This window comes from Pseudomonas rhizophila, from assembly GCF_003033885.1.
Classification (GTDB): Bacteria; Pseudomonadota; Gammaproteobacteria; order Pseudomonadales; family Pseudomonadaceae; genus Aquipseudomonas; species Aquipseudomonas rhizophila.
This window is the reverse complement of record NZ_CP024081.1, coordinates 2,198,191-2,221,965: the sequence shown is the minus strand read 5'-3', so window position 1 is coordinate 2,221,965 and position 23,775 is coordinate 2,198,191. Positions and strand designations below refer to the sequence as shown.

Below are 23,775 nucleotides of genomic sequence, written 5' to 3'. Positions count from 1 at the left end.
GGGCGGTCAGTACGTCGATGCCGGACGGGGCGTAACCGGACTCCAGCGCTCCAGCTCACGCTCCAGGAAAGCAGCCACTGCCAACAACCGTTCTTCCTGCCAATGAGGCCCGACAATCTGGATGCCGATGGGCATCCCGGTAGTCGGGTCCGTTCCGGCGCGGATCACTACTGCCGGGGAACCGCTGAGGCTGAACGGGAACACGAAGGCATACCGGTCGCGATCCTCCAGGGACTCCCCGTGACGGAACGCGACGTCCGGAAATACCGGGCAGATGAACAGGTCATGCTGCTTGAAGAATTTCGCCAACTCATAGCGAAACGTATCGATCATGATCCAGTCGCGTTTGACCTCATCCACGGTCAACTCCACCGCCTCGCTCATGTCCAGCAATTGAGCGATGGCCGGGGTAAAACGTCGCTTGTTCATGGACTCGAACAATTGCCGCCAACCGCGACCGGCGTCAGCGCCGGTGATGAACACCCGCCACAGCACATCACAGGCCTCATCGAGCATCGGCGGCGCGACCGTGCTCACCTCGGCCACCACCGGACCCAGGCATCGTTCGACGTGCTGCAATACCTGGCTCACCGCCGCGCTGACCGGCGGGCGGCTCGACGCCGAGAACAGCGCCACCCGCAGGTTGGCCAGCGGCTCGCTGGCGGTGAACGGTACATCGACGGTGTCCGGATCTTGCCCATCGGCACCGCTGATCAATTGGCCGAGCAGCGCCAGGTCATCGACATAGCGGCCCATCACGCCAAAGGCCGAGGTCATGTGGAACAGCCCGGAACGGTCATTGGGAAACTGGCCGGTCAGCGGCACCCGCCCCTGGGTCAGTTTCAAGCCGCAGATGCCATTGAAGTGCGCCGGTATCCGCACACTGCCACATGCATCGGACGCCAGCCCGGCCGGGGAACACCCGGCAGCGATCGCCGCTGCCTCACCGCCGCTGCTGCCGCCGGCGGAGCGTTGCAAGTCGTGGGGGTTCAGGGTCCGGCCGTAGACCAGGTTTTCGGTTTCGAAGGCCATGCACAGCTCAGGCACATTGCTGATGCCCAGAATGATCGCCCCGGCCTGTCGAAGCCGGGCAACGGCCGTTGCGTCCTGCTCGCTGGGTTCGCCCAACAGCTCCCCCAGCCCTCGGGACATCTTGAAACCACGCACATGCAGGACATCCTTGATGGTGATGGGAATGCCATGCAGCGGGCCACTGATCTGGCCAACGCGCGCCATCTCGTCAGCCTCGCGAGCCTGGCGCCGCAGTTCCTCGACTGGCGCCAGCTGGATCAGTGCGTTGATGTGCCGGTTACGCTCAGCGATGCGTTGCAGGTAAAACTCCAGCAACGTGACGCTGGTCAGCACGCCACGGCGCAGCAGACCGGCCATTTCCCGCAGGGTCAGCGTATCGGGGTTGAACAGGCTCATGACGCCTCCTTGCTGCGCAGCCACTTGTTGGGCAACAGATACATGTTGCGCACCACCAGGGAAAACGCTTTCACCGCCAGCGCCGGGCGCCGATCGATGGCTTGCAGGGACTCTTCGATCATCGCCAGGACATGCTGCAAGGCTTCGGGCGTGATATTCAGCGGCGGATAAAAACGCAACACCGGGCGTTCGGCCTTTTCATTCATGGAATGCCCGGCGTGGACGCCACGCTTGCCCAGCTCCATGCTCATCAGCGCCTCATAGACCGAACCACGCAGGCGCAGGCCCGTCATCAGGCCGACGCCCGGCACATCCTCGATGATGTGCGGATAACGCAAGGCCAGCCGTTGCAGACCGTGGCGCAGCAACCCACCGTTGACCCGCGACAGCTCCACCAGGTTGTGTTGCTCGATGTAGTCGATGGCCGCGAGCGCCGAGGCACACGCTAGCGGATGCCCGCCATTGGTTCGCGTGTCGGGCTCGATTTCGCTGAGTGGATACTGGGTGGCCAGGCGCCGGCTGTACATGGCGCAAGCGAACGAGGTGTAGCCGCCGGTCAGGCCCTTGGAGAGGATCATGATGTCAGGCACCACGTCGTCATATTGCACGGCGAACCATTTGCCGCATCGGCCGAAACCGGTCTGGATTTCATCTGCCACCAGCAGCGTGCCCGTGGCGTCGCACAAGGCGCGAAGGTTGGCCATGTAGCCCACCGGGGGCACCTGCAGATGAGCGCCGCCCAGAATCGGCTCGACGTACACCGCACAGACACCCTCGCCCACGGCCTTTTGCAGGGCGGCGAAATCGCCGTAGGGGACACAGGTCACTTCGGGGCAAGCGATGCCATAACTGCTGTGGTGCTGTTGCTGGCCCAGAATGCTCATCGCCGCCAAAGTCTTGCCATGATAAGAGCCGCTCATCACGACGATCCTGCGCCGCTGAGGCTGGATCCGCAGCACATAACGCAGGCTCTGCTCGACGGCCTCGGCACCCGAGACCATGAATTGCACGTCGCCCCATTCTCCCGGCACCAGTTGGCAAAGCCGCTCGGACAGCTTGTCTTGAAGCGGATGGCGCCGGCCTTCCGGGACCCAGGCCAACTGATTCAATTGCGCCTGCACCTGCTCCCGCACTGTCGGGTTGCGATGCCCGACGATAAACACCCCGTAGCTGCACGCGCAGTCAATGAAGCGCTTGCCGGTGTGATCGGTGACATGGATGCCATCGGTCTGCTGTTCTACGCTGGTCTTGCCCAGGCGATACAGCTTGGCCGCCGATGCGCTCCAGTGCCGCTGGCAATCATCCAGCAGTTGTTCATGCGGCCTGAGTAAGGACATGGCTTAGCGTCTCCTTGATGAGGTGGGCGGCACGTTGAATCTGTTCGGGGCGTGCAGTGATCGGGCAGCGCAAGATCAATTCGCGGCCCCGGGGTGGGCTGATATAAACGCCTTGCTGGTAAAGCGCTTCGCACAGCAGGGACGGCTGCAGATCATCGGCCAGCGGCAGGCTGACCCAGCCCCCCACGGCCACTGCACCGAATGGCGCCAGGGTTTGCACCAGCCGCTGACCGTTCTCCAGACAATGCAGAGGCGAGTCGTGGGCCTGCACATAATCCAGGGCGGCCAGGGCCGCTACACACGCCATCGGATTACCAGCGGTGGTGCTGCCGTGTTTGGCCGGACTGCTGCGCCCATAGACCTGCCAGGCCATGCGCTCGCTGCAGGTATAGGTGCCGATGGGAATCGCGCTGCCCCCCAGGGGGCCCCCAAGCACGACAATGTCCGGGACAGGACGATAACGCTGGAAACCGAACAGCGTCCCCAGGCTACCGAGGCAACTGTGGGTGTCGACCGCGATGACCGGCGCGCCAGCCTGTGCTGCGCGGGCATGCAATTGCTCGAGCAGTGCAGCATCGAGCAGTTGCAATCGGCCGCTGGCATCCACGCGGGTGTTGCTGTGGCACACCGCGAAACAATCGCTCCAGTCCACCGTGTCCAGGTCAGCCAGATGCCGAATCGCCACTCGCTTGAACCCTAGAAAACTCTGCACGGCCAGATCATCTTGCGCGGCGCTGAGGCAACGTCCGTAGGTCAGCGCGCCATAATCCCCCCCCTGGATGAACACGATGGTGTTGCCCTTGGGCTTGAGGCCCTTGCACAACTTCAATGCGCCCTCGAACGCCTCATCCCCGGAGCTGCACACATAAGAGTTGACGAGCGGCGCAGGCAGCAGCTCGGCCAGGCGTCGGCACAAGGCAATAAGCGGTTGGGACATCAGCACCCGGTTGGATAACCCCATGATGTCCGCTTGGCGACTGACCGCCTCGATCACCGGCGGCACCTGGAAACCGAACCCGCCGCTCAGGTCGATAATCTGCCGGCCATCGCCATCGAGATAACTCTCGTACTGTCCACTGACAATGTATTTGTTGTTGTTCGTCATGATGAGTCTCAGCGATAGCTCAAGGCGTTGAAGATGCGTCGACGTTCGTCGACGATGGTTTCACGACCGTGCATGACCCGACGGTTGTCGATCATCACCACGTCGTGATCGCGCCAGCCAACCGGGCAGGTGTACTGGGCGGACACTTCGGCAATTTCCCGCAGAAACCCGGCAGGAATCGGCTGCCCCCCCACGGTGTCGATCACCGGAGCTTCGTAGTTGAAGGAAGGTCCCAGGATGCTGTTGGCGAAGGCCGGACGCTGGCTGAACGCGGACGTGAGGATCGCCGGGGTGCTGAAGGCGTAGTGAATGGAGTCATCGGCCGGGTTGAAGGAAATAACCGTCTGCGGGTCCTCCCCGATGATTTGCCACAGGTCCTCGATTTCGACGGCCGCCGGGTCCGACAACGCTGGCGAATAGTGGCAAACCAAACGACGCCACTTTTCCCCCGCAACGGTACGGCTGTAGCGGATAGGGTTTTCTTCAAAAAAACTGCGGCAGGCTGGAGACAGTTTCGCCAACACCTTCTCACCGTCACACAACGTCGTTTGCGACCCCTTGCGTGGTGCTTCCTGACAATAGAACCAAGTCATGTCCGGCCAGAACGGCGAGTTACCGTTTTCGCAGTGCAGGCCAACCGCCTGATGTCCCGCGTCCACCAACTGTGCCGCGCCGCCCACCATGACGCGGGCCGGATCCAGGCTCAGCCGCGAACTGTTTTGTTTGACGTAGGCGCTGAAATCTTCGGCGCTGTGGATACAGTTACGAAACAGCACGACCCCGTAATGGCCCAGCAGCTCATACAGCTCGCTCTTGCCCAGGCTGGCGAAGTGGTGCGACTCGACGATGGAGATGTCCGCGGTTTCAAAGTGAAAAGCAGGCGTGGTCATTGGATGCAATCCCTTGCAGAGTGGAAAAAACAGTGGCGATGTCGGCGCGTTTTGGCCGGCCGGTAACGGTGTAAAGCTGCTCGATCAACGGGTCGTCTTGGGTCAACAACCAGAGTCGGCTGGGTCTTTCGATGTCGGAAAAACGCCGGGCGGACCAGGCCACCAGCTCATCGCGCGCGGGGGCCGACTCGACACACAGCAACGCCACCAGGCCATGGTGCTCATCGAAAAACACTGCGGCATCGTTGACGCCGGGGTATTTGCGATACTCCAGCTCAACCTGTTCAGGGCTGACGTTGCGCCCGTTGGGCAGGCAGATCACGTTCTTCTTACGCCCGTGCACATAGAGGTAGCCATCGTCGTCCAGCATGCCCAGGTCTCCAGTGTCCATCCAGCCATCGGCAGACATGGAGCAGGCACTGGGGTCCGTGCCGGAATAGCCACTGAACAGTGAGCTGCTCTTGACCTCAATGGTCTGGTCGGCGCCGATACGCACCTGGACATGGGGCAAGGGTTTGCCCACGCTGCCCAGGCGCTGCTGTTCGAAGGTGTTCATGCTGACCACCGAGGCGTTCTCGGACAGGCCGTAGCCTTGGTACACAGCAATGCCCCGTTCTTCCAGTCCGCGCAGTACATCGATGCTGACCGCCGCACCGCCACAGGTAATATGCGCACCCGATTGCAGATAGCGCGCCAGTCTCTCGCCCTGCTCGCCGCCCTCGTCCATTTGTTCCAGGAAGCGGTTGACCATCACCGGCGGCACTGTCAGGGCCGTTGGCTGGACCTGCAGGATCCACTCGACCAGACGCTGTGGCGAAGCCCCAGGCTCGCCGAGCAATGCTTCGTTCGGTGGCAAGAAATGCACGGTTCCGCCCGCCAGCAACGGTAGATAGGCGGCAGTCACCTGTTCGAGCAGCAAACTCAAGGGCACCAGCGACAGGTAACGGCGATGAGCATCGGCGGGCATACGTTGACGCAGCGATGCCAGCACGGCGCCGACCGCCTGGGTACTCAACTGCACGCCCTTCGGCCGACTGGTCGTGCCCGAGGTGTGAATGATTTTGCAGATCCAGTCTTCATCACCGTCGGGCGTATGCAACAAAGGCTGTTCGATGACCGGCTCGCTGATGTGGCGCAAACGGCTTTCAGGGAAATTCAACTTCCATCGCTGCGCCAGTGTCCGCTGCCCGGCGGCATCCACTACAAACCCGTCGCAACGCTCGGCCAGATGCTCCGCCTGAGCCTGGCTGAAAGCCAATGGCAACGGTAACGCGGTAATCCCGGCAAACAGGCAAGCAAGATCGGCCACCAGCCAGTCGCTGCTGTTACGCGTGGCAATTCCCAAAACCACATGATCGCCATGGGCGGGGCTGGGAAAACGCCGTTGCAGTTCAGCGGCCAGATTGAGGGCACGATGTTCCAGCTCGCCATAGGTCAATGCCACCGGCTCGCCGCCCGACGCCGACCAGTCCACCGCGCAGACAGCCTGGCGATTGTCTTGCAACGCGCTTTGCAAGTGATGGATAAATCCGCCGCTCATGGCTGCGCCCTCGCCAGTGAATCGCCAGGCAGTTGGGTGAACGAGGTATTGAGCGTCATGGCCGCGAAACGCGAGCGCTGCGGGTCTACCCGGATGAACCCGGTGACCGGCAATTTGGAGTAATAAGTCCCCCAGTTCTTGCCACCCTCCTCGCCCAGGCGCGCAGGGTCTGCTGTCAGCAGCGGCTCGAAATCGATTTGGCAACTTTCCATCATTTGCCGAACGCGGGGTGTCACCGTACACAACAAGTAATGCCCACCCATGCACCAGGACAACAGGGGAATCATGTTGACCAGAATCATGCCGGCCGTCAGGTGATGGGAGATCAGGTTGCCGATCTCGACAATGTTTGAGCGGTCGATGGTTTTCTCCAGGCGCTGGGACAAAATCACTTCTATCGGTTGCGCCAGGTATTGCTCGGAAAACAGTGTGCGGTGGTCCGCGAATGTAATACCGGCACAGGCAAGAATACGGTCTGACGGATCCTGGGTGACCGCAAAGTATTGTGGATTCGGTTCAACCGACGCCGAATAAGAACGGCGAAATTTCTCTTTCACTACTTCAGTGGCTTGCACCCATAACGGTGTCTTAGTTTCTGCGACGCGAATTTGCATATCGTCCTCCTCCGTCCTTGTGCAGGATTTCTATAAAAAGCGAGGCGAGCATATTTAAGAAAATTCCCACAAGCCATTTAAAAAATAAATGCCTTCCGCTAATATATAAATAAACCCCTTTGTCATAAAAACAAGGGACGCTAGCTGATGGATTGCGCCGAGAAGGATCTTATGCTCAATAGTAATTTGCTTAGAAAGCTGGACATGCAGGACCTGATGGTGTTTGTCGCGGTGTACGAGCAAAGCAGCGTCACCGAGGTGTCCGAGACCCTTTGTGTGAGCCAGTCAACCGTGAGCTACTGCCTGAAGAAGCTGCGCACAAGTTTCGAAGATGAGTTATTCATCAATACCCGTAGTGGCATGCGGCCCACGAACAAAGCCACGGCCATGTACAGCCATGTACTCAACATCCTCAAGACCATAAATATATGCCACTCCGGCATTCAAACATTCGACCCCACGCAGAAAGAAATAACATTCAATATTTGCGCCCCGGAGTATTTCGAACTTCTTATACTTCCCCAGCTAGTGAAACGATTCATTGGCAGCCGTTTCCCCGTCATCATTAACATCACGAAATTTCACAAAGACATTCCGGTTGACGAATTGATGGAGGGTCGATTCGACCTGGTTGTTTGTTTTGGCCCCAACTTTCATCGCGGCGCGAAGGGGTTGCGCTCGCAAGTATTACTGGAAGATGAACTGGTCTGCGTGGTCGATAAAGACTTTTCACTGCCCAGGGAGGAATTTGATCTGGAGGCGTTCGTCGCCTGCCAGCATGTTTTTCCGACGCCTTGGACCTCCGACACCAACATGGTGGACGGCTGGCTCGCCCGGCAAGGCTACAACCGACAGATTGTCGCTCGGGCCAACAGCTACGTGGCAGCACTGAATATGATTCCGGGAACCGACTTCATCCTGACGTTGCCTCGGCGTATCCAGGCGTTGACCTGCGATGAAGGCAAATACAGCCATCGCAGGCCACCAGTGGGCTTACCGAACTTTACGCTGGATATGATGTGGAGCGAGAAACCCGGCCAGGACAACGCCAACATCTGGTTTCGCGAACAGATCGTGAAGGTATGCGCCGAGGACGGCTTGCTTTAACAACCCAGGGAACCACTCGAATCGTCGGGTGGTTCCGGTTTTCAAGCGGCGAGTTTTCTACAGGCAAAAAAAAATCCGGAAATCCTCACTTTCGTGGGCCTTCCAGACTTTTAAAACTGCTAAAAATGGTGGGTCGTGTGGGATTCGAACCTACGACCAATTGGTTAAAAGCCAACTGCTCTACCAACTGAGCTAACGACCCGCTGTGTGGTGGCGCGTATAATACTGATTTCTAAGGACTATTCAACACCTAATTTGAAATAAATCAAAAATAAGGGGTTGGATCGCTCACACCCGCCGCCGCGAAGCCTTCGGCACGCAGGCGACAGCTGTCGCATTTGCCGCAGGCACGCCCCTGATCGTCAGCCTGATAGCAGGAAACGGTGAGCCCGTAGTCCACGCCAAGCTTCACCCCCGCCCGAACGATGTCGGCCTTGCTGAGATTCTGCAGTGGTGCCTGAATACGGAAGCCCTGCCCTTCTACACCGGCCTTGGTCGCCAGGTTGGCCATACGCTCGAACGCTTCGACGAACTCCGGACGGCAGTCCGGGTAGCCGGAATAATCCACGGCGTTGACGCCGATGAAGATATCACGGGCACCCAGCACCTCCGCCCAGCCCAGGGCCAGGGACAGGAACACCGTGTTGCGTGCCGGCACGTAGGTCACCGGGATGCCTTCGCTGGGAGTTTCAGGCACGTCGATGGAGCTGTCGGTCAAGGCCGAGCCGCCGATGCCATTGAGGTTCAGGCCGATCACCTTGTGTTCGACGACACCCAGGTCCCGGGCCACCCGCTCGGCGGCGTGCAGTTCGGCGCGGTGGCGCTGGCCGTAATCGAAACTCATGGTGTAGCAGCGGTAGCCCTCGGCACGCGCCATGGCCACGACCGTCGCGGAATCGAGGCCGCCGGACAACAGGATGACGGCACGTTTTTCTGCAATGTTCGAGTGTTCAGTCATATCAGCGCCCCGGCTCGTCGTTCCAAAGATATTTATGCAGCTGCAATTGCAGGCGCACCGGCAAATTGTCCGCCACCACCCAGTCCGCCAGCTCCCGGGCGTTCAAGTCATGATGACTTGGCGAAAACAACACTTCGCCAGCCCGCTGGTCGAGCCCGTATTGAATCAGCTTGGACACGGCCCAGTCATAATCTTCCCGCGAGCAGATAACGAACTTGACCTGATCGTTGGGCGTCAACAGTTCGATGTTCTCATAGCGATTGCGATGGGCTTCCTTGGACCCTGGGGTCTTCAGATCGACGACGCGGCTGACTCGCGGATCAACGGGTGCGATGTCCAAGGCGCCGCTGGTTTCCAGCGATACCTCGTAACCGGCATCGCACAACCGCTTGAGCAAGGGGATCGCGTTGGGTTGCGCCAGTGGTTCGCCGCCCGTAACGCAGACGTAGCGCGGGCGAAAACCGGCCACCTGCTCAAGGATGTCGTCGAGGCTGCGCAGGGTGCCGCCACTGAAGGCGTAGGCACTGTCGCAGTATTGGCAACGCAACGGGCAACCGGTGAGGCGCACAAATACTGTGGGCAGCCCGGCCGTTCGCGTTTCACCCTGCAACGAGTAAAAAACTTCGGTAATTCTCAATGTGTCTTGCATAGTCGCCACGGGCGTAACAGCTAAACAGGCTGTCCGCCTCCGTCAGGCACTTCCAGCAACCCCGCCAACGCGCAGATCCCAAGAAGCGTGTTTCATAAAAAGGGCGTGAATTCTAACGAAAAAACCCGCGACAAGCGCGGGTTTCTTCGAAACGGATCAAACAGCCTCACATACGCTGCAAGTCACGCTGAGCCAATTGGGCGGCGGAGGTACCCGGGTATTGGGCCACCACCTGCTCCAGAATGCCCTTGACCTTGTCGGTGTGGCCCAGGCGACGCTCCACGTCAGCGAGCTTGTAGAGCGAGTCCGGCACCTTGGCGTGCTTGGGATAGAGCTGCGAGACCTTGGCGAAGGCCTGACCGGCACCTTGCAGGTCGCCCTTGGCCAGGTTCACTTCACCCAGCCAATATTGGGCGTTGCCCGCATACTGGCTGTTAGGGTATTTGCGAAGGAAAGCGGCAAAGGCCAGGCTGGCCTTGTCAAAATCCTTGGCTTTGATCAGATCGAAGGCCGCATCGTAATAGAGCTTTTCCTTCGCCGGATCAGCCGGCTCACCGCCGGCTGCAGGTGCCGGAGCAGTTGCTCCCGCGCCTGCGGCTGCGCCAGGGGCGTTCAAGTCGCCACCGGCTGGAGAATTCTCAGGAGTCGCGGCAGGTGCAACGCCGGTTCCTATGCGCCGATCAAGATCCTGGTATCGCTCCAGGTTTTCCTGCTTCATGCGCGAAATTTCATTTTGCAGAACTTCAATCGCGCCTTGCTGGCGTGAAATCTGGTCTTGCATTTGCTGCAGTTGGTTGAACAGCTGGCCCTGTGCCGAGACAGGGGCCGAAACCCCTCCCCCGGCATAGGCGCCGCTCGTACCGTAACCTGCAGGCGGATAATTGCTTGCGCTATTGTTATAGCCGGAATCATTATCGACCACGGGAACCGCAGCCCACACCGCAAGCGGCGCGAGGCTGAGAGCCAGAACAGTTACAGCACGGCGGCACGTTCGCATGACGAATTACTTACGCAGTTCGACGCGACGGTTTTGAGCCCAGGACTGCTCGTCGTTGCCGGTAGCAACTGGACGCTCTTCGCCGTAGGAAACCAGTTCCAGCTGAGCTGGGGAAACACCTTGCAGTACCAGGTAGCGTTGAACGGCTTTCGCACGACGCTCGCCCAGTGCCATGTTGTACTCACGAGTACCACGTTCGTCGGTGTTGCCTTCCAGAACGATGCGAGCACCGTTCGACTTCAGGTCTTTGGCGTGAACGTCCAGAGCGCGCATGGCTTCTGGCTTCAGGTCCGAGCTGTCGTATTCGAAGTAGAAGGTGGTGATTGCGCGCAGAGCAGCTTCTTCGCTCAGGGAGCCGTCAACTGCACCAGTGTTAGCGCCGTAACCAGCGTTTGGATCAACAGCGCCTTCACCGGCGTTGTCACCGCCTTTGGACGAGCAACCTACAGCTACAGCCATGGCCAGAGCCAGCGCAGCAAATTTACCAAACTTCAGCATTTCCATCGTGAAACTCCTAATGAACCCCAGTGTGTTAAGTAAAACGTATTGCGCCGCGTCAGTTCAGGTAAGGGGACCAGGACGGTTCTCTGACTTCGCCTTGTGCGGTAGGAAGCGGGAGCCTCACGCGTCCATTAATGGACACGAGCATCAAGACTCCCCGGCCCTGCTGGCGGGTGGCGTAGATTACCATGGTGCCGTTGGGCGCAACAGTAGGTGACTCGTCCAGAGTGCTATCAGTGAGGATCTTTACACTACCTCGCTGCAAATCCTGAGCCGCCACCTTGAAATTGGTAAAGCCATCCTGGCGATGGATCATCACCAGGGTCTTTTCGTCCGCCGACAGTTTAGGGTTGGCGTTGTAGTTACCGACGAAGGTTACGCGTTCGGCACCGCCACCACTGGCGCTGGTCTTGTAGATCTGCGGCTTGCCGCCACGGTCGGAGGTGAAGTAGATGGTCGAGCCATCCTTGCCCCAGAACGGTTCGGTGTTGATGCCGGGACCGTTGGTCACGCGAGAAATCGCCCGCGAAGCCAGGTTCATCACATAGATGTCCGGGTTACCGTCCTTGGACAGCACGAATGCCAGGCGCGTACCGTCCGGCGACCAGGCTGGCGCACCGTTCAGGCCTTCGAAGTTGGTGATTTGCTCACGGCGACCGGTGTCAATGTGTTGCATGAAAATACGCGGGCGCTTCTGTTCGAACGAAACATAGGCGATGCGCTTGCCATCGGGGGCGAAACGCGGCGACAGGATCGGCTCGCGCGATTGCAGCAGGGTCACTGCACGAGCACCGTCATAGTCTGAACGCTGCAAGGTATAGCGGGTGTTTTTCTCAGAGAAGCGTTCGGCCGTCACATAGAGCATGCGGGTAGAGAACGCACCCTTGATGCCGGTGAGTTTCTCGAACGATTGGTCGGAGATGTAGTGCGCCATGTCACGCAGTTGATCGACGCTGCCCGACACACTACCGGTCAGCACTTGCTGCTCGGTGGCGACGTTGAACAGGGTGTACTGCACCTGCAGGCGACCACCGGCCGGCACAATGTTGCCGACCATGAGGTACTGGGCGCCCAGAGCTTTCCAGTCGCGATAGATGACTTCGCTGGCCTGGGTCGGCAGGCTGATCATGTTCTGCTTCGGAATCGGCGCGTAATAACCCGAGTTGCGCAGGTCATTACCGATGATTTCCGACATGTCGTCCGGCAGGACGCTACCGCCCTGCCAGCCGAACGGTACGACGGCGATCGGGGTCGCCCGATCGCTGCCGCTGGTGACCAGAATGTTCTTTTCCTCTGCTACCGCTATCCCTGCCAGGCAGCAGATAACGACCAGCATTGATCGAAGAAGGTTTCTCACAAGGCTAGATCCTCAGGTGTGAATGTCATCTTGAATGAACGATAGGGAGCAAAATCGCTCGGTTTCATTCCTTGCATTTCCGTCAATCGCCCAATGTTCTTGACCGCTGCGACCGCCGAAGCGTCGAACGGGCCATCACCGCTGGACTTGGCCACGCTGACCGAGGTAACCGTACCGTCGGGCAACATGCCGATTTGCAATACTACAGTCATGCCTTTGCGTGCCGAAGGTGGACGAGCCCAGCCTTCTGCCGCTCGGGCGCGAATCAAATCATCGAAACTGCCGGCGACTTCATCGCCCTGCTCATCAGCCAATGCCTGCTGGCGCTGCGGCGTGTCGGAAAGCAAATCTGCCAAGGCCTGGGCCTTTTTCTCTTCGGCGGATTTACGCGCTGCGTCCTGAGCCTTTTTCTTGGCGGCGTCGGCGGCGGCTTTCTTCTTCGCGTCTTCGGCGATTTTCTTTTTCGCCTCGTCAGCTTCAGCTTTCTTCTTGGCGTCTTCGGCCGCTTTTTTCTTCGCGTCCTCGACAATCTTTTTCTTCGCTTCTTCAGCGGCCGCTTTCTTGGCCTCTTCTTCAGCGGCTTTCTTGGCTTCTTCTTCGGATTTTTTCTTGGCTATATCAGCCAGTTTCTTTTCTTCGGCCTTTTTGGCCTCGGCGGTTTTCTTCGCCTCGTCGGCCTTCTTGGCTTCGTCAGCCTTCCTGGCTTCTTCGGCCTTTTGAGCCGCTTGCTCTTTCTTTTGTTCCGCAGCTTTTATCTCTTCCTGCTCGACCTTCTTTTGCTCCATCTGCTCGACTTCGGTCTGGCGCGCGGCGGATTTCTTCGCCTCACCGGCAAGCTTCTGGTTGGTCTGCGTGGTGGCCTGGCTCTTGGACTTGAGCTGATACAGGGTCGCCTGCACGATCGGCTTGGCCGGCGGCAGCTCCGGAGTCATGGCAAAACTGACGAACAGCATGCCAAACACCAGCACATGCAGGCCAATTGCCCAGACACTAGGCCAGAAGTAGCTTTCCGAGGCGGACGGCTCTCGCTGTTGCTGCATCAGGGCGCCTCAGTGATTAAGCCAACATTACCGACCCCGGCTTTCTGCAGGCCGCCCATGGCGCCCATCACCGCACCGTAGTCGACGGTCTTGTCGCCGCGAATGAAGACCTGGGTGCGTTTGCCGTTGCTGTTGCCGGCGTTGATGATCTTGGTCACCGCATCGGTCATCTGCGGCAAGGTCATGGCCCGGTCCTGCTGCTTCTCGGTGTCGACTTCGCTGCCAAGGTTCCAGTAGTAGGTCTTGTCAGCCTTGATCGAAATGGTCAGGACCTGGGTGTCGTTGTCCTGCGGCAAGGCTTCACTGGAAACCTTGGGCAGATCAACCTTCACGCCCTGATTGAGCATCGGCGCGGTCACCATGAAGATGACCAGCAGCACCAACATCACGTCGATGTAGGGCACCACGTTCATCTCGGCAACCGGCTTGCGCTTTTTTCGGGCTCGAGCGATTAAAGCCATTGGGAAATACCTGCTTATTCTTCGCTGGTGTGCACTTTGCGGTGCAGGATCGCCTGGAATTCATCGGCGAAGGTGTAGTAACGGCTGGTCAGCGTTTCGCTGCGGGCAGCAAAGCGGTTGTAGGCGATAACAGCCGGGATGGCCGCGAACAGACCGATGGCGGTGGCAATCAGTGCCTCGGCGATACCCGGGGCCACGGTGGCCAGGGTCGCTTGCTGGGCAGTGGCCAGGCCACGGAAGGAGTTCATGATCCCCCACACGGTACCGAACAGGCCGATGTACGGGCTGACCGAACCAACGGTGGCCAGGAATGGCAGGCCCTGCTCGAGTTTTTCTTCCTCGCGGGAGATGGCGACGCGCATGGCACGGGCCACGCCTTCCATCACCGCCTCTGGGTCCACGCCTGGTTGCTGGCGCAGACGGGAGAACTCCTTGAAGCCGGCACGGAAGATCTGCTCGACCCCCGAGTCCGGGTCCGGGTTGCTGCCGGCCTGGCGGTAGAGTTTGGACAGGTCGATACCGGACCAGAAGCGCTCCTCGAAGCTCTCCAGGGCTCGACGACCGGCGCGCAGCATATTGCTGCGCTGAAAGATCATGATCCATGAGGTCACCGATGCGGCTACCAGGATCAGCATTACCAACTGCACCACAACGCTGGCATTGCTGACCAGGCTCCACATGGAGGAATGGTCGACGACGTTAGCTTCCACGCTTTATCTCCTGCTCTGAGTATGTACCGGCGCCGCTCACGCCGGCAAAGGCCGCACGTAGAGCTTCGGGAATGGCCCGGGGTTTCAAACTATGGGTGCGCACACAGGCCACCAGAAACTGCCCTTCACAGAGCAGCGCATTATCCGTAGCCCGCCTGACCTGCTGCTTGAAGCGCAGGCTGACACGGTTCAATTCGATGACATCGGCACTTACCAGAAGCTCGTCGTCCAGTCGCGCCGGCGCGTGGTAGCGCGCTTCGCTGGAATGCACGACGAATAACAGGTCCTCTCCCACCAGCGCGGATTGGGCAAAACCCAGTTCCCGCAGCCGTTCGGTTCGAGCCCGTTCCATAAACTTGAGGTAATTGACGTAGTAAACGATGCCGCCGGCATCGGTGTCCTCGTAATAAACGCGACAGCGATGTGCGAACGACTCCAGCCCGTTTTGCGCGCGCATACTCTAGTGCTTACTCCTCAGGTTGCCAATCGGCCAGGCAACTGTTTTTTCATTCTCGAAATGCAATGACGCTCCGGGTGTCGTCTGGGACAGCACGAACCTGAAAAAAGTCGCTGCACAGAGGTCGTTCAATCGTCCACGGCATCGAGGAATTCGTCTACCACCGGCATCTCACCCATTCGTGTCGGGATGTTTAAGCCGAAATGCAGATAGGCGTGACGCGTCACCACACGCCCGCGAGGGGTGCGCATGATGTAGCCCTGCTGGATCAGGTACGGTTCCAGCACATCTTCGATGGTATGGCGCTCTTCGCTGATGGCCGCCGCCAGGCTGTCCACGCCCACCGGACCGCCGTCGAACTTCTCGATCATGGTCAGCAGCAGGCGCCGGTCCTGGTGGTCGAAACCACGCTCGTCGATATCCAGCAGGTTCAACGCCAGGTCGGCAATCGGTTTGGTGATGTGGCCCTTGGCGCGAACTTCGGCAAAATCCCGGACCCGACGCAACAGCCGGTTGGCGATCCGCGGTGTACCCCGCGCCCGCCGGGCGATCTCATAAGCGCCATCCGGGTCCAGCGGCAACCCGAGAATGCCGGCCGAGCGGCCGACGATCGTCGCCAGATCGGCGTTGTTGTAGAACTCCAGGCGCTGGACGATCCCGAAACGGTCCCGCAGCGGGTTGGTCAACATGCCGGCGCGGGTCGTGGCGCCCACCAGGGTGAACGGCGGCAGATCGAGCTTGATGGAACGGGCCGCCGGCCCCTCGCCAATCATGATATCGAGCTGGAAATCTTCCATCGCCGGGTACAGCACTTCCTCGACGATCGGCGACAGCCGGTGGATTTCGTCGATGAACAGCACATCATGGGGCTCAAGATTGGTCAGCAGCGCCGCCAGGTCACCCGGACGCTCGAGGACCGGCCCGGACGTGCTCTTGATCGACACGCCCATCTCCTGGGCGATGATGTTGGCCAGGGTGGTCTTGCCCAAACCGGGTGGGCCGAAGATCAAGGTATGGTCCAGAGACTCGCTGCGCCCACGGGCCGCCTGGATAAACAGTTCCATTTGCTCGCGAACCGCCGGCTGACCGATGTAATCGGCCAGACTGACGGGACGAATCGCACGGTCTTGTACTTCTTCACGGTCACGGGGGGCACCCGTGGCGGCGATCAGACGATCGGCTTCAATCACTTAAATCATTCCCTTCAGGGCACGACGAATCATGTCTTCGGTGCTCAAGCCTTTTTCCTTGATAGCGGAAATCGCCTTGCTGGCCTCCTGCGGCTTGTAGCCCAAGGAGATCAATGCGGTGACCGCATCGTTTTCCGCGCTGGCCGCGGGCGCTGGCGCGTCCGGCTGGTTAGGCACCAGCGCGAACATGGCCGGCACCGCTTCCCAGGCCTTGAAACGGTCCTTGAGCTCAACCAACAGGCGCTCGGCGGTTTTCTTGCCGACACCTGGCACCTTGGTCAAGGCCGAAGTGTCCTGGGACTGCACGCAGCGCACCAGTTCGTCGACTTCCAGGCTCGACATCAAGGCCAGGGCCAGTTTCGGGCCGACGCCGTTGAGACGAATCAGCTCGCGGAAGAAATCCCGCTCGCGCTTGCCGACGAAGCCATAGAGTAATTGGGCATCCTCGCGCACGACCAAATGGGTGTGCAGCGTCAGCGGTTCACCGACCGACGGCAAGCGATACAAGGTGGTCATGGGCACTTCCAGCTCATAACCCAGGCCATTTACATCCAGAATCAGGTGCGGCGGCTGTTTTTCAGCCAGGGTGCCGCGCAAGCGTCCAATCACGTTTCAGATCCTTGGGCGTAGGCCAGCCGTGGGCTGGCGAGTAACGGCCGGAGCATGGAGGCCGACGACACAGGCGCAAAATGCTCGGGCTCACGAAAGATTGCGCTGATGCTATCAGAGACGCAGGCGCCCGCCACGACTGCGTGCGGCTCCCAGGCCATGCGGCAACAGGCTGGAACGGGTATGGGCATGGCAAATGGCGATGGCCAGGGCGTCGGAGGCGTCGATCTGCGGCTTGCTGACCAGTTTCAGCAGATGCATCACCATCATTTGCACCTGCTCCTTGTTCGCCGCGCCCGTTCCAACGACTGCCTGCTTGACCTGGGTCGCGGTGTATTCGGCGATTTCCAGGTTTTCCTCGGCACCGGCCACAATGGCCGCCCCACGAGCCTGCCCCAGCTTCAGGGCAGAATCGGCGTTACGCGCCATGAAGACCTTTTCAATGCCCATGGTGACCGGGCCGTAGGTCTGGATGACTTCACGCACGCCGCGATAAACGATCTGCAAACGCTCGTGCAACTCACCGGCACCGGTGCGGATACAGCCTGACGCGACGTACACGCAGCCGCGCCCGGTATCACGAACCACGCCGTAGCCGGTGATGCGCGAACCGGGGTCGATACCAAGGATTAAAGTCATAACGCCTGCGGTTTGGAGATGAAGTGTTTGAATCTGTGGGAGCGAGCCTGCTCGCGATAAGGGTATCACTGCAACATCTTTGCAAGCTGGACCCTCGCTATCGCGAGCAGGCTCGCTCCCACATAAAGCACCTACGCATAACTGAACAAGATCGCTGTACCAACAACGCTATCAGCCAAGCTGTTCAGCGACCGCTTCAGGAATGTCCGCGTTAGAGTAGACATTCTGCACATCGTCCAGGTCTTCGAGCATGTCGATCAGCTTGAGCACCTTCTCGGCACCCTCCAGGTCCAGTTCGGCGCTGGTGGTCGGCTGCATGACGATTTCCGCGTCGGCCGGCTTGAAACCGGCAGCCTCCAGGGCATTGCGCACGGCGTAAAAGCTGGCGAACGAGGTGAACACGTCGAACGAACCATCCTCATGACTGACCACGTCATCGGCGTCGGCTTCCAGGGCCGCCTCCGTCAGGGCATCTTCATCGAGGCCCGGCGCGAAACTGATCTGCCCCTTGCGCTCGAACAGGTACGCCACCGAACCGTCGGTGCCCAGGTTACCCCCGCATTTGCTGAAGGCGTGACGCACGGCGGCGGCGGTGCGGTTGCGGTTGTCGGTCATGCACTCGACCATCACCGCTACGCCACCGGGGCCGTAACCCTCGTAGGTCAGCTCTTCCACATTATCGGCTTCGGTCGCACCCGCGCCGCGGGCGATAGCGCGGTCGATGATGTCGCGACTCATGTTCGCCCCCAGCGCCTTGTCCAGGGCCAGGCGCAAGCGCGGGTTGGAACCCGGATCACCGCCACCCTGGCGGGCAGCGACCGTCAGCTCACGGATCCACTTGGTGAATATCTTGCCCCTCTTGGCATCCTGACGTTCTTTGCGGTGCTTGATGTTCGCCCACTTGGAATGACCTGCCATAACTCGCTCCGGTTTCTCTTTGCAACATTGCCCGCCCTGCGCTCGCACAGTAGCCGGCAACCAGAAATATCGACCCCAATGAAAAGGCGCATCCGAAGATGCGCCTTCAGGTGTCGGCCTTACTCAGCCTTTGGCTGTTCACGCAGACGGATGTGCAACTCGCGCAGTGCCTTGGCATCCACCACACCCGGAGCCTGGGTCATGACATCGGCCGCGCTCTGGGTTTTCGGGAACGCGATCACTTCACGAATCGACTGGGCGCCGGTCATCAGCATCACCAGGCGGTCCAGGCCAAAGGCCAGGCCACCGTGGGGCGGTGCACCGTACTTCAGAGCATCGAGCAGGAAGCCGAATTTCTCTTCCTGTTCCGCTTCACTGATGCCCAGCAGACGGAAGACCGCCTGTTGCATTTCCTTGCGATGGATACGGATCGAACCGCCACCCAGCTCGGTGCCGTTCAAGACCATGTCGTAAGCGCGTGACAGAGCGGTGGCCGGGTTGGCCTCCAACTCCTCAGGCGAGCACTTCGGCGCGGTGAACGGGTGGTGCAGCGCGGAGAAACTGCCGTCGTCGTTCTCTTCGAACATCGGGAAGTCGACGACCCACATCGGCGCCCATTCGCAGGTCAGCAGCTTGAGATCGTGACCCAGCTTGATGCGCAGCGCGCCCAAGGCTTCGCTGACGATCTTGGCCTTGTCAGCGCCGAAGAACACGATGTCGCCATCAACCGCGCCCACGCGATCGAGGATCACGTTCAGGTTGGCTTCAGGGATGTTTTTCACGATCGGCGATTGCAGGCCGTCAACACCCGCCGCGCGCTCGTTGACCTTGATGTACGCCAACCCCTTGGCACCGTAGATGCCGACGAACTTGGTGTAGTCGTCGATCTGCTTGCGCGGCATGCTTGCCCCGCCTGGCACACGCAGGGCCGCGATCCGGCATTTCGGGTCGTTGGCCGGGCCGCTGAACACCTTGAAATCGACTTCCTTGAGCTGATCGGCCACGTCCACCAGTTCCAGCGGGTTACGCAGGTCCGGCTTGTCGGAACCGTAGCGGCGCATGGCCTCTTCGAAGGTCATGTGCGGGAACTCGCCGAATTCCAGACCCAGCACTTCCTTGAACAGGTTGCGGATCATGCCTTCGGTCAGGCCCATGATGTCTTTTTCGTCGAGGAAGCTGGTCTCGATGTCGATCTGAGTGAACTCAGGCTGACGGTCGGCACGCAGGTCTTCGTCGCGGAAGCACTTGGCGATCTGGTAGTAGCGGTCGAAGCCGGCCACCATCAGCAGTTGCTTGAACAACTGCGGCGATTGCGGCAAGGCAAAGAAGCTACCGGGGTGGGTGCGGCTCGGCACCAGGTAGTCGCGAGCACCTTCCGGCGTGGCGCGGGTCAGGATCGGCGTCTCGACGTCGAGGAAGCCGTTTTCATCCAGGTAACGACGGATGCTGGTGGTCATGCGCGAACGCAGACGCAGCTTTTCGGCCATTTCCGGGCGACGCAGGTCAATGAAGCGATAGCGCAGGCGGGTTTCTTCGCCCACGTCGGAGTATTCGTTGAGCGGGAACGGCGGGGTTTCCGCTTCGTTGAGCACTTCCAGCTCGTAGCCCAACACTTCGATCATGCCCGAGGCCATGTTGGCGTTGCCGGCACCGGCCGGACGCAGGCGTACCTTGCCGGTGATCTTGACCACGTATTCGCTGCGCACGCGGTCGGCGGCGGCGAAGGTTTCAGCGCGGTCCGGGTCGAACACCACTTGGGCCAGGCCTTCACGATCACGGATATCGAGGAAAATCACCCCGCCATGGTCACGGCGACGATGGACCCATCCGCAAAGAGTAACTTCCTGACCTTCCAGGCTTTCGTTCAGTTGGCCGCAATAATGGCTGCGCATCATGGTAGTGGTTTCACTTCTCGTAATTCGAAATTCGGTTGGAGGCCCTGCCCGTGCAAGAGCTCGCGCGTGTTCAACTCAGTCAGCTTTGTCGCCACCGGCCAGGTTCTTCTTGGCGCCGGTCTTGAAGTCGGTTTCATACCAGCCGGTGCCACCGAGGCGGAAACCTGGCATGGACAGCATCTTTTTCAGTTCCGGCGCCTGACAGGCAGGGCAGTCGACCAGCGGTGCCGCGCTGATCTTTTGAATGGCTTCCATCTGATGACCACAGGAAGCACATTGATAGTCGTACATCGGCATGGGGGTTGTCTCGGCGATCAGGTTACTCGCGCAAAGGCTGGGCTTTGCGGCAAAGAGCGGGATTATATCCATTAAATGCGGCCTGTGCAGCCGTAAGACGGCACAGGCCGTTGCCGGTCGGTTTCAGCCACTGACAGGCGCCACGCATTCATCACGCCAATGTCGCCCCACGACCGCTGTCCCAGCCTCTTTCAAACTGTGCACCACGCAAACCACGCGCACTAAACCGCTGAAGTTGCGTACCCCGCCATGGCGCAGGTGCACTTCCCGGTCCACATGGGACAGCAGAGTACTGATGGAACAGCTGTTGAGCTGGGCCATGTCACCGAGAATATCCCAATAGACCTGCTCGAGCCGAAGACAGGTGGCGAACCCGTTCAGGCGGATCGATCGGGACAGGGGCCGGGCCAGTTGCATGTCGAACCCCCGGACGAACGGGTCGATGGTAATGGGCTGAAAGCGCCCATGCACACCCTCCCCAGGTTCCTTTCCTTGAATCATACCGTTGACACTCCTTTGCCATACGAACCTCTCAATTGGAACAACCAATCTGTGGCTCTATGGAAGCTCAACGGCATCGCCAGATCCAGATGACTTTATGACCATCGGCGTAGGACAAGCCAGCAGCAGGCAGGCGACGAATTACGACGTCCTACACAAAGAGCCAGCGATAATGCCAGCCCCTCCGTCATCGCCCGGCCCGGCGCTTACCGGTCTTCCAGCAGCGAGCGCAACATCCATGCGGTTTTTTCATGGACCTGCATGCGCTGGGTCAGCAGATCGGTGGTCGGTTCGTCACTGACCTTGTCCGATAAAGGAAGGATGCTACGGGCCGTACGCGTCACGGCTTCCTGCCCCTCGACCAACTGGCGGATCATGTCTTCGGCGCCAGGCACGCCTTCTTCTTCCTTGATAGAAGACAAGCGTGCATACACGGCGTAAGCGCCCGGCGCAGGAAAGCCGAGGGCACGAATGCGTTCGGCAATCAGGTCCACCGCCAGCGCCAGTTCGTTGTATTGCTCCTCGAACATCAGGTGCAGGGTGCGAAACATCGGCCCCGTGACGTTCCAGTGAAAATTATGGGTCTTGAGGTACAGAACGTAAGTGTCCGACAGCAGCCGTGAAAGCCCCTCGACGATGGATTTGCGATCTTCTTCACTGATCCCGATATCAATTGCCATGTTGGTTGATCTCCTGCGGTGATGAATTCGACAGCGGCCCTTGCACTCTAGCCGGTGTTACCGCCGCCAGCCTGCGACAAATCGCCAGCCCTCCTGAACCGACAAGCCGCAACACCGGACGGTTCCGACGAGGCGGGAGATTTCACGCCCTTGCCTGATACCTTGCGCCGACGAACAGCGCGGTCCGCCCCCCGTAACGGGTTTGAGAAGGTCGGGGCTTTGCTGTTAAATAGGCAGTGTGTCGCTACGCCTATTTTTCCGGGCATGGCGCATAGGCTGATTCGGGAATGTGTCCAACGCCTCTCTATTGTTCCGAAGCGAACCGCCCCGATCAGCTCTTCCTTGTGATCCGTCTTAACCGTGAGTCAATCAAAATGTTGAAAATCGTCCACTTGCTAATGGGCGCAGCTGCCCTGCTGCTGTCCTTCATCCCTAGCCTGGGTTCCGAAGCCACGCCTTACCTGCAACATCCCGATGCGCTTTACCTGGCCTTTTTCGGCCTGCTCAACCTGACCCTTGCACCTGTTATCCCCTACTGGAACAAAGGCCCACGTCATCAACTGCAAAACCTGGTCAGCGCCTTGCTGGTGTTGGCCGTTGCCCTGCAAACCCTGACCCTGCTGGCACCCATGCCGCAAATCGCCGGTCAACCGGCCGTGCTGTTCAGCCTGGCCGCATCACTGCTCGCCGTGGCATTGCACCTGGCTGTCAGCTTCTACAAGAAGTCGTCACCGGCCGCCGCACCGCAAAACTACGACATGTCCAACCGCGATACCGGCACCGTGAAGTGGTTCAACACTTCCAAGGGGTTCGGTTTCATCTCCCGCGACTCCGGCGATGACATCTTTGTGCATTTCCGAGCCATTCGTGGTGAAGGCCACCGCGTTCTGGTCGAAGGCCAGCGCGTGGAGTTCTCCGTGATGAACCGCGACAAGGGCCTGCAGGCCGAAGATGTGATCGCCGCGCTACCGCGCCGCTGATCCCAAGCGTAAAAAAACCGCGATGCAGCCTGGCTGCTCGCGGTTTTTTATTGCCTGTCGTTCCGGTCGGTCAGTAGTGAGGCGGAGGCGCTTCTTCTTCGAAGGTTTCGAATTGCCCGGCCATCTCTTCCTGGCGCTTGAGCAACGCGGCCATTTGCAGCTGCAGACGCTCGACCACTCGCTGCTGCTCCACCAGCACGTCATTTAATGCCTGGATAGTGTCATCCTGAAACGCCAGGCGACTTTCCAGATCCGTTACACGCTCTTCAAGGTTCATGGTTTCAACCCTCCAGAAACTTGAAATCATCGGTCAGGGCCGCTCGCAATCGGTCGCGAATGACCTTCACCTGTTCAGCAGTATACGACCTGGCCGGGTGTTTGCCCCAGACCGGCGCTGGCCAGGCCGCGTCATCACGCTTGCGCACGATGACGTGCATGTGCAACTGACTGACGACGTTACCCAAGGTTGCAACGTTCAGCTTGTCAGCATTGAAGGAGTCCTTGAGGGTTTCGGCCAGGGCCGTGGTTTCCTTCCACAGCTGCCGCTGGTCGGCGTCATCCAATTGAAACAATTCGCTGATATTTTCCCGTCGCGGCACGAGGATGAACCACGGGTAATTGGAATCGTTGGACAAGAGCAACCGGCACAGCGGGAAGTCACCCATGACTAACGTGTCTTGTTGCAGTTGTGGATCTAAAGCAAACACCGCGCGCACTCCTCGCTGGTTATCGATTTTGCCCGACTCAGCGGGCCTGAGGGGGACATAGAGCCGCAGCATACCCTTGAACGTCGAAGGGTTCACTGCGTACTGTCATGACCCTGTCCGAGGCTTTTTTTCCAGTACGCGCACCAACTCAGCGCGGCCGGTAACACATAGGCCTGAGACGGGCGCTGCGAGCACTGCCTCTTGCACT

General features: G+C 59.6%; 27 protein-coding genes and 1 tRNA gene. 2 read left to right on the top strand and 26 right to left on the bottom strand.

The features are described from left to right. Window positions 1-6: 6 nt before the first annotated feature. Genes CRX69_RS10280 through CRX69_RS10255 form a run of 6 tightly spaced genes read right to left on the bottom strand, consistent with a single transcriptional unit; the run spans window position 7 to window position 6,914 of the window. On the bottom strand, window positions 7-1,428 hold the full coding sequence (locus CRX69_RS10280) for an amidase (protein ID WP_177513902.1): 1,422 nt from the start codon (window positions 1,426-1,428) through the stop codon (window positions 7-9). Then, window positions 1,425-2,765: an aspartate aminotransferase family protein gene (locus CRX69_RS10275; RefSeq protein WP_107321977.1), complete on the bottom strand. Its 1,341-nt coding sequence runs from the start codon at window positions 2,763-2,765 to the stop codon at window positions 1,425-1,427. The genes CRX69_RS10280 and CRX69_RS10275 overlap by 4 nt, the downstream gene beginning before the upstream one ends. Next, the gene (locus CRX69_RS10270) at window positions 2,743-3,870 is read right to left on the bottom strand and encodes an aminotransferase class III-fold pyridoxal phosphate-dependent enzyme (RefSeq protein ID WP_107321976.1); all 1,128 of its coding nucleotides are present in this window, start codon (window positions 3,868-3,870) and stop codon (window positions 2,743-2,745) included. The genes CRX69_RS10275 and CRX69_RS10270 overlap by 23 nt, the downstream gene beginning before the upstream one ends. A gap of 8 nt (window positions 3,871-3,878) precedes the next feature. Next, window positions 3,879-4,760, bottom strand: a complete 882-nt coding sequence (locus tag CRX69_RS10265; protein WP_047227057.1) for a TauD/TfdA family dioxygenase — start codon at window positions 4,758-4,760, stop codon at window positions 3,879-3,881. Next, entirely contained in the window at window positions 4,735-6,300 is a 1,566-nt protein-coding gene (locus tag CRX69_RS10260) for an AMP-binding protein (protein WP_107321975.1), read from the bottom strand. The genes CRX69_RS10265 and CRX69_RS10260 overlap by 26 nt, the downstream gene beginning before the upstream one ends. Next, window positions 6,297-6,914, bottom strand: a complete 618-nt coding sequence (locus CRX69_RS10255; protein ID WP_047227059.1) for a thermostable hemolysin — start codon at window positions 6,912-6,914, stop codon at window positions 6,297-6,299. The genes CRX69_RS10260 and CRX69_RS10255 overlap by 4 nt, the downstream gene beginning before the upstream one ends. A gap of 171 nt (window positions 6,915-7,085) precedes the next feature. Between CRX69_RS10255 and CRX69_RS10250 the strand changes: the two genes are divergently transcribed. Then, window positions 7,086-8,021 (top strand): LysR family transcriptional regulator, encoded by a 936-nt coding sequence (locus CRX69_RS10250; protein ID WP_047227126.1) that lies wholly within the window; start codon window positions 7,086-7,088, stop codon window positions 8,019-8,021. A 126-nt stretch (window positions 8,022-8,147) separates the two neighbouring features. On the opposite strand, the gene CRX69_RS10245 is transcribed toward CRX69_RS10250, so the two are convergent. The 18 genes from CRX69_RS10245 to CRX69_RS10160 form a co-directional block, all read right to left on the bottom strand. Beyond that, a tRNA-Lys gene (locus CRX69_RS10245) sits at window positions 8,148-8,223 on the bottom strand. 63 nt (window positions 8,224-8,286) lie between these two features. Further along, window positions 8,287-8,961, bottom strand: coding sequence for a 7-cyano-7-deazaguanine synthase QueC (gene queC, locus CRX69_RS10240; protein WP_171061329.1), 675 nt, complete (start codon window positions 8,959-8,961; stop codon window positions 8,287-8,289). A gap of 19 nt (window positions 8,962-8,980) precedes the next feature. Beyond that, entirely contained in the window at window positions 8,981-9,628 is a 648-nt protein-coding gene (gene queE / locus CRX69_RS10235; protein ID WP_047227061.1) for a 7-carboxy-7-deazaguanine synthase QueE, read from the bottom strand. Window positions 9,629-9,794: 166 nt separating this feature from the next. Next, complete coding sequence (ybgF, locus tag CRX69_RS10230; protein WP_076383696.1) at window positions 9,795-10,625, bottom strand: tol-pal system protein YbgF; 831 nt, start codon at window positions 10,623-10,625, stop codon at window positions 9,795-9,797. A 6-nt stretch (window positions 10,626-10,631) separates the two neighbouring features. After that, window positions 10,632-11,129, bottom strand: a complete 498-nt coding sequence (gene pal, locus CRX69_RS10225) for a peptidoglycan-associated lipoprotein Pal (RefSeq protein ID WP_047227063.1) — start codon at window positions 11,127-11,129, stop codon at window positions 10,632-10,634. A gap of 52 nt (window positions 11,130-11,181) precedes the next feature. Continuing rightward, window positions 11,182-12,483, bottom strand: coding sequence for a Tol-Pal system beta propeller repeat protein TolB (tolB, locus tag CRX69_RS10220; protein ID WP_076383695.1), 1,302 nt, complete (start codon window positions 12,481-12,483; stop codon window positions 11,182-11,184). Further along, a complete protein-coding gene (gene tolA, locus CRX69_RS10215) occupies window positions 12,480-13,523 on the bottom strand; it encodes a cell envelope integrity protein TolA (protein ID WP_076383694.1) in 1,044 nt (347 codons plus the stop codon). Before tolA ends, tolB begins: the two co-directional genes overlap by 4 nt. Then, entirely contained in the window at window positions 13,523-13,975 is a 453-nt protein-coding gene (gene tolR / locus CRX69_RS10210; protein WP_160893274.1) for a protein TolR, read from the bottom strand. Before tolR ends, tolA begins: the two co-directional genes overlap by 1 nt. Before the next feature lie 23 nt (window positions 13,976-13,998). Beyond that, on the bottom strand, window positions 13,999-14,694 hold the full coding sequence (gene tolQ / locus CRX69_RS10205) for a protein TolQ (RefSeq protein ID WP_047227067.1): 696 nt from the start codon (window positions 14,692-14,694) through the stop codon (window positions 13,999-14,001). Beyond that, entirely contained in the window at window positions 14,684-15,151 is a 468-nt protein-coding gene (ybgC, locus tag CRX69_RS10200; RefSeq protein ID WP_047227068.1) for a tol-pal system-associated acyl-CoA thioesterase, read from the bottom strand. The genes tolQ and ybgC overlap by 11 nt, the downstream gene beginning before the upstream one ends. 128 nt (window positions 15,152-15,279) lie before the next feature. Next, window positions 15,280-16,341, bottom strand: a complete 1,062-nt coding sequence (gene ruvB, locus CRX69_RS10195; protein ID WP_047227069.1) for a Holliday junction branch migration DNA helicase RuvB — start codon at window positions 16,339-16,341, stop codon at window positions 15,280-15,282. After that, on the bottom strand, window positions 16,342-16,950 hold the full coding sequence (ruvA, locus tag CRX69_RS10190) for a Holliday junction branch migration protein RuvA (RefSeq protein ID WP_047227070.1): 609 nt from the start codon (window positions 16,948-16,950) through the stop codon (window positions 16,342-16,344). It abuts the gene before it with no gap. 114 nt (window positions 16,951-17,064) lie between these two features. Then, complete coding sequence (gene ruvC / locus CRX69_RS10185) at window positions 17,065-17,589, bottom strand: crossover junction endodeoxyribonuclease RuvC (RefSeq protein WP_030140802.1); 525 nt, start codon at window positions 17,587-17,589, stop codon at window positions 17,065-17,067. 171 nt (window positions 17,590-17,760) lie between these two features. After that, window positions 17,761-18,507, bottom strand: a complete 747-nt coding sequence (locus CRX69_RS10180; protein WP_076383693.1) for a YebC/PmpR family DNA-binding transcriptional regulator — start codon at window positions 18,505-18,507, stop codon at window positions 17,761-17,763. Window positions 18,508-18,626: 119 nt separating this feature from the next. Continuing rightward, on the bottom strand, window positions 18,627-20,402 hold the full coding sequence (aspS, locus tag CRX69_RS10175; protein WP_092393309.1) for an aspartate--tRNA ligase: 1,776 nt from the start codon (window positions 20,400-20,402) through the stop codon (window positions 18,627-18,629). A 75-nt stretch (window positions 20,403-20,477) separates the two neighbouring features. Further along, the gene (locus CRX69_RS10170) at window positions 20,478-20,699 is read right to left on the bottom strand and encodes an FmdB family zinc ribbon protein (protein ID WP_003178589.1); all 222 of its coding nucleotides are present in this window, start codon (window positions 20,697-20,699) and stop codon (window positions 20,478-20,480) included. Window positions 20,700-20,822: 123 nt separating this feature from the next. Further along, window positions 20,823-21,200, bottom strand: coding sequence for a ribbon-helix-helix domain-containing protein (locus tag CRX69_RS10165; protein ID WP_107321974.1), 378 nt, complete (start codon window positions 21,198-21,200; stop codon window positions 20,823-20,825). 206 nt (window positions 21,201-21,406) lie between these two features. After that, window positions 21,407-21,880 carry a Dps family protein gene (locus CRX69_RS10160; protein ID WP_047227073.1) on the bottom strand — a complete coding sequence of 158 codons (474 nt, stop codon included), beginning with the start codon at window positions 21,878-21,880 and terminating at the stop codon, window positions 21,407-21,409. A gap of 374 nt (window positions 21,881-22,254) precedes the next feature. Here CRX69_RS10160 and CRX69_RS28060 point away from each other — a divergent pair, with 374 nt between their 5' ends. Then, window positions 22,255-22,860, top strand: coding sequence for a cold-shock protein (locus CRX69_RS28060; RefSeq protein WP_047227074.1), 606 nt, complete (start codon window positions 22,255-22,257; stop codon window positions 22,858-22,860). A 70-nt stretch (window positions 22,861-22,930) separates the two neighbouring features. Here the strand turns inward: CRX69_RS28060 and CRX69_RS10150 are convergent, their stop codons facing one another. Next, entirely contained in the window at window positions 22,931-23,137 is a 207-nt protein-coding gene (locus CRX69_RS10150; RefSeq protein WP_047227075.1) for a SlyX family protein, read from the bottom strand. Between the two features lie 4 nt (window positions 23,138-23,141). Next, the gene (locus CRX69_RS10145) at window positions 23,142-23,567 is read right to left on the bottom strand and encodes an HIT family protein (protein ID WP_076383691.1); all 426 of its coding nucleotides are present in this window, start codon (window positions 23,565-23,567) and stop codon (window positions 23,142-23,144) included. Between the last annotated feature and the right edge of the window lie 208 nt (window positions 23,568-23,775).

What these genes read in the sequence shown, in the direction of transcription:
- CRX69_RS10255 (WP_047227059.1), bottom strand. Translation starts at nt 6,914, where the DNA reads ATGCAAATTCGCGTCGCAGAAACTAAGACACCGTTATGGGTGCAAGCC.
- pal (WP_047227063.1), bottom strand. Translation starts at nt 11,129, where the DNA reads ATGGAAATGCTGAAGTTTGGTAAATTTGCTGCGCTGGCTCTGGCCATG.
- queE (WP_047227061.1), bottom strand. Translation starts at nt 9,628, where the DNA reads ATGCAAGACACATTGAGAATTACCGAAGTTTTTTACTCGTTGCAGGGT.
- CRX69_RS10280 (WP_177513902.1), bottom strand. Translation starts at nt 1,428, where the DNA reads ATGAGCCTGTTCAACCCCGATACGCTGACCCTGCGGGAAATGGCCGGT.
- aspS (WP_092393309.1), bottom strand. Translation starts at nt 20,402, where the DNA reads ATGATGCGCAGCCATTATTGCGGCCAACTGAACGAAAGCCTGGAAGGT.
- CRX69_RS10270 (WP_107321976.1), bottom strand. Translation starts at nt 3,870, where the DNA reads ATGACGAACAACAACAAATACATTGTCAGTGGACAGTACGAGAGTTAT.
- CRX69_RS10170 (WP_003178589.1), bottom strand. Translation starts at nt 20,699, where the DNA reads ATGCCGATGTACGACTATCAATGTGCTTCCTGTGGTCATCAGATGGAA.
- CRX69_RS10160 (WP_047227073.1), bottom strand. Translation starts at nt 21,880, where the DNA reads ATGGCAATTGATATCGGGATCAGTGAAGAAGATCGCAAATCCATCGTC.
- CRX69_RS10165 (WP_107321974.1), bottom strand. Translation starts at nt 21,200, where the DNA reads ATGATTCAAGGAAAGGAACCTGGGGAGGGTGTGCATGGGCGCTTTCAG.
- tolA (WP_076383694.1), bottom strand. Translation starts at nt 13,523, where the DNA reads ATGCAGCAACAGCGAGAGCCGTCCGCCTCGGAAAGCTACTTCTGGCCT.
- CRX69_RS10260 (WP_107321975.1), bottom strand. Translation starts at nt 6,300, where the DNA reads ATGAGCGGCGGATTTATCCATCACTTGCAAAGCGCGTTGCAAGACAAT.
- ybgC (WP_047227068.1), bottom strand. Translation starts at nt 15,151, where the DNA reads ATGCGCGCGCAAAACGGGCTGGAGTCGTTCGCACATCGCTGTCGCGTT.
- CRX69_RS10250 (WP_047227126.1), top strand. Translation starts at nt 7,086, where the DNA reads ATGCTCAATAGTAATTTGCTTAGAAAGCTGGACATGCAGGACCTGATG.
- CRX69_RS10150 (WP_047227075.1), bottom strand. Translation starts at nt 23,137, where the DNA reads ATGAACCTTGAAGAGCGTGTAACGGATCTGGAAAGTCGCCTGGCGTTT.
- ybgF (WP_076383696.1), bottom strand. Translation starts at nt 10,625, where the DNA reads ATGCGAACGTGCCGCCGTGCTGTAACTGTTCTGGCTCTCAGCCTCGCG.
- CRX69_RS10265 (WP_047227057.1), bottom strand. Translation starts at nt 4,760, where the DNA reads ATGACCACGCCTGCTTTTCACTTTGAAACCGCGGACATCTCCATCGTC.
- CRX69_RS10275 (WP_107321977.1), bottom strand. Translation starts at nt 2,765, where the DNA reads ATGTCCTTACTCAGGCCGCATGAACAACTGCTGGATGATTGCCAGCGG.
- CRX69_RS28060 (WP_047227074.1), top strand. Translation starts at nt 22,255, where the DNA reads ATGTTGAAAATCGTCCACTTGCTAATGGGCGCAGCTGCCCTGCTGCTG.
- ruvC (WP_030140802.1), bottom strand. Translation starts at nt 17,589, where the DNA reads ATGACTTTAATCCTTGGTATCGACCCCGGTTCGCGCATCACCGGCTAC.
- CRX69_RS10180 (WP_076383693.1), bottom strand. Translation starts at nt 18,507, where the DNA reads ATGGCAGGTCATTCCAAGTGGGCGAACATCAAGCACCGCAAAGAACGT.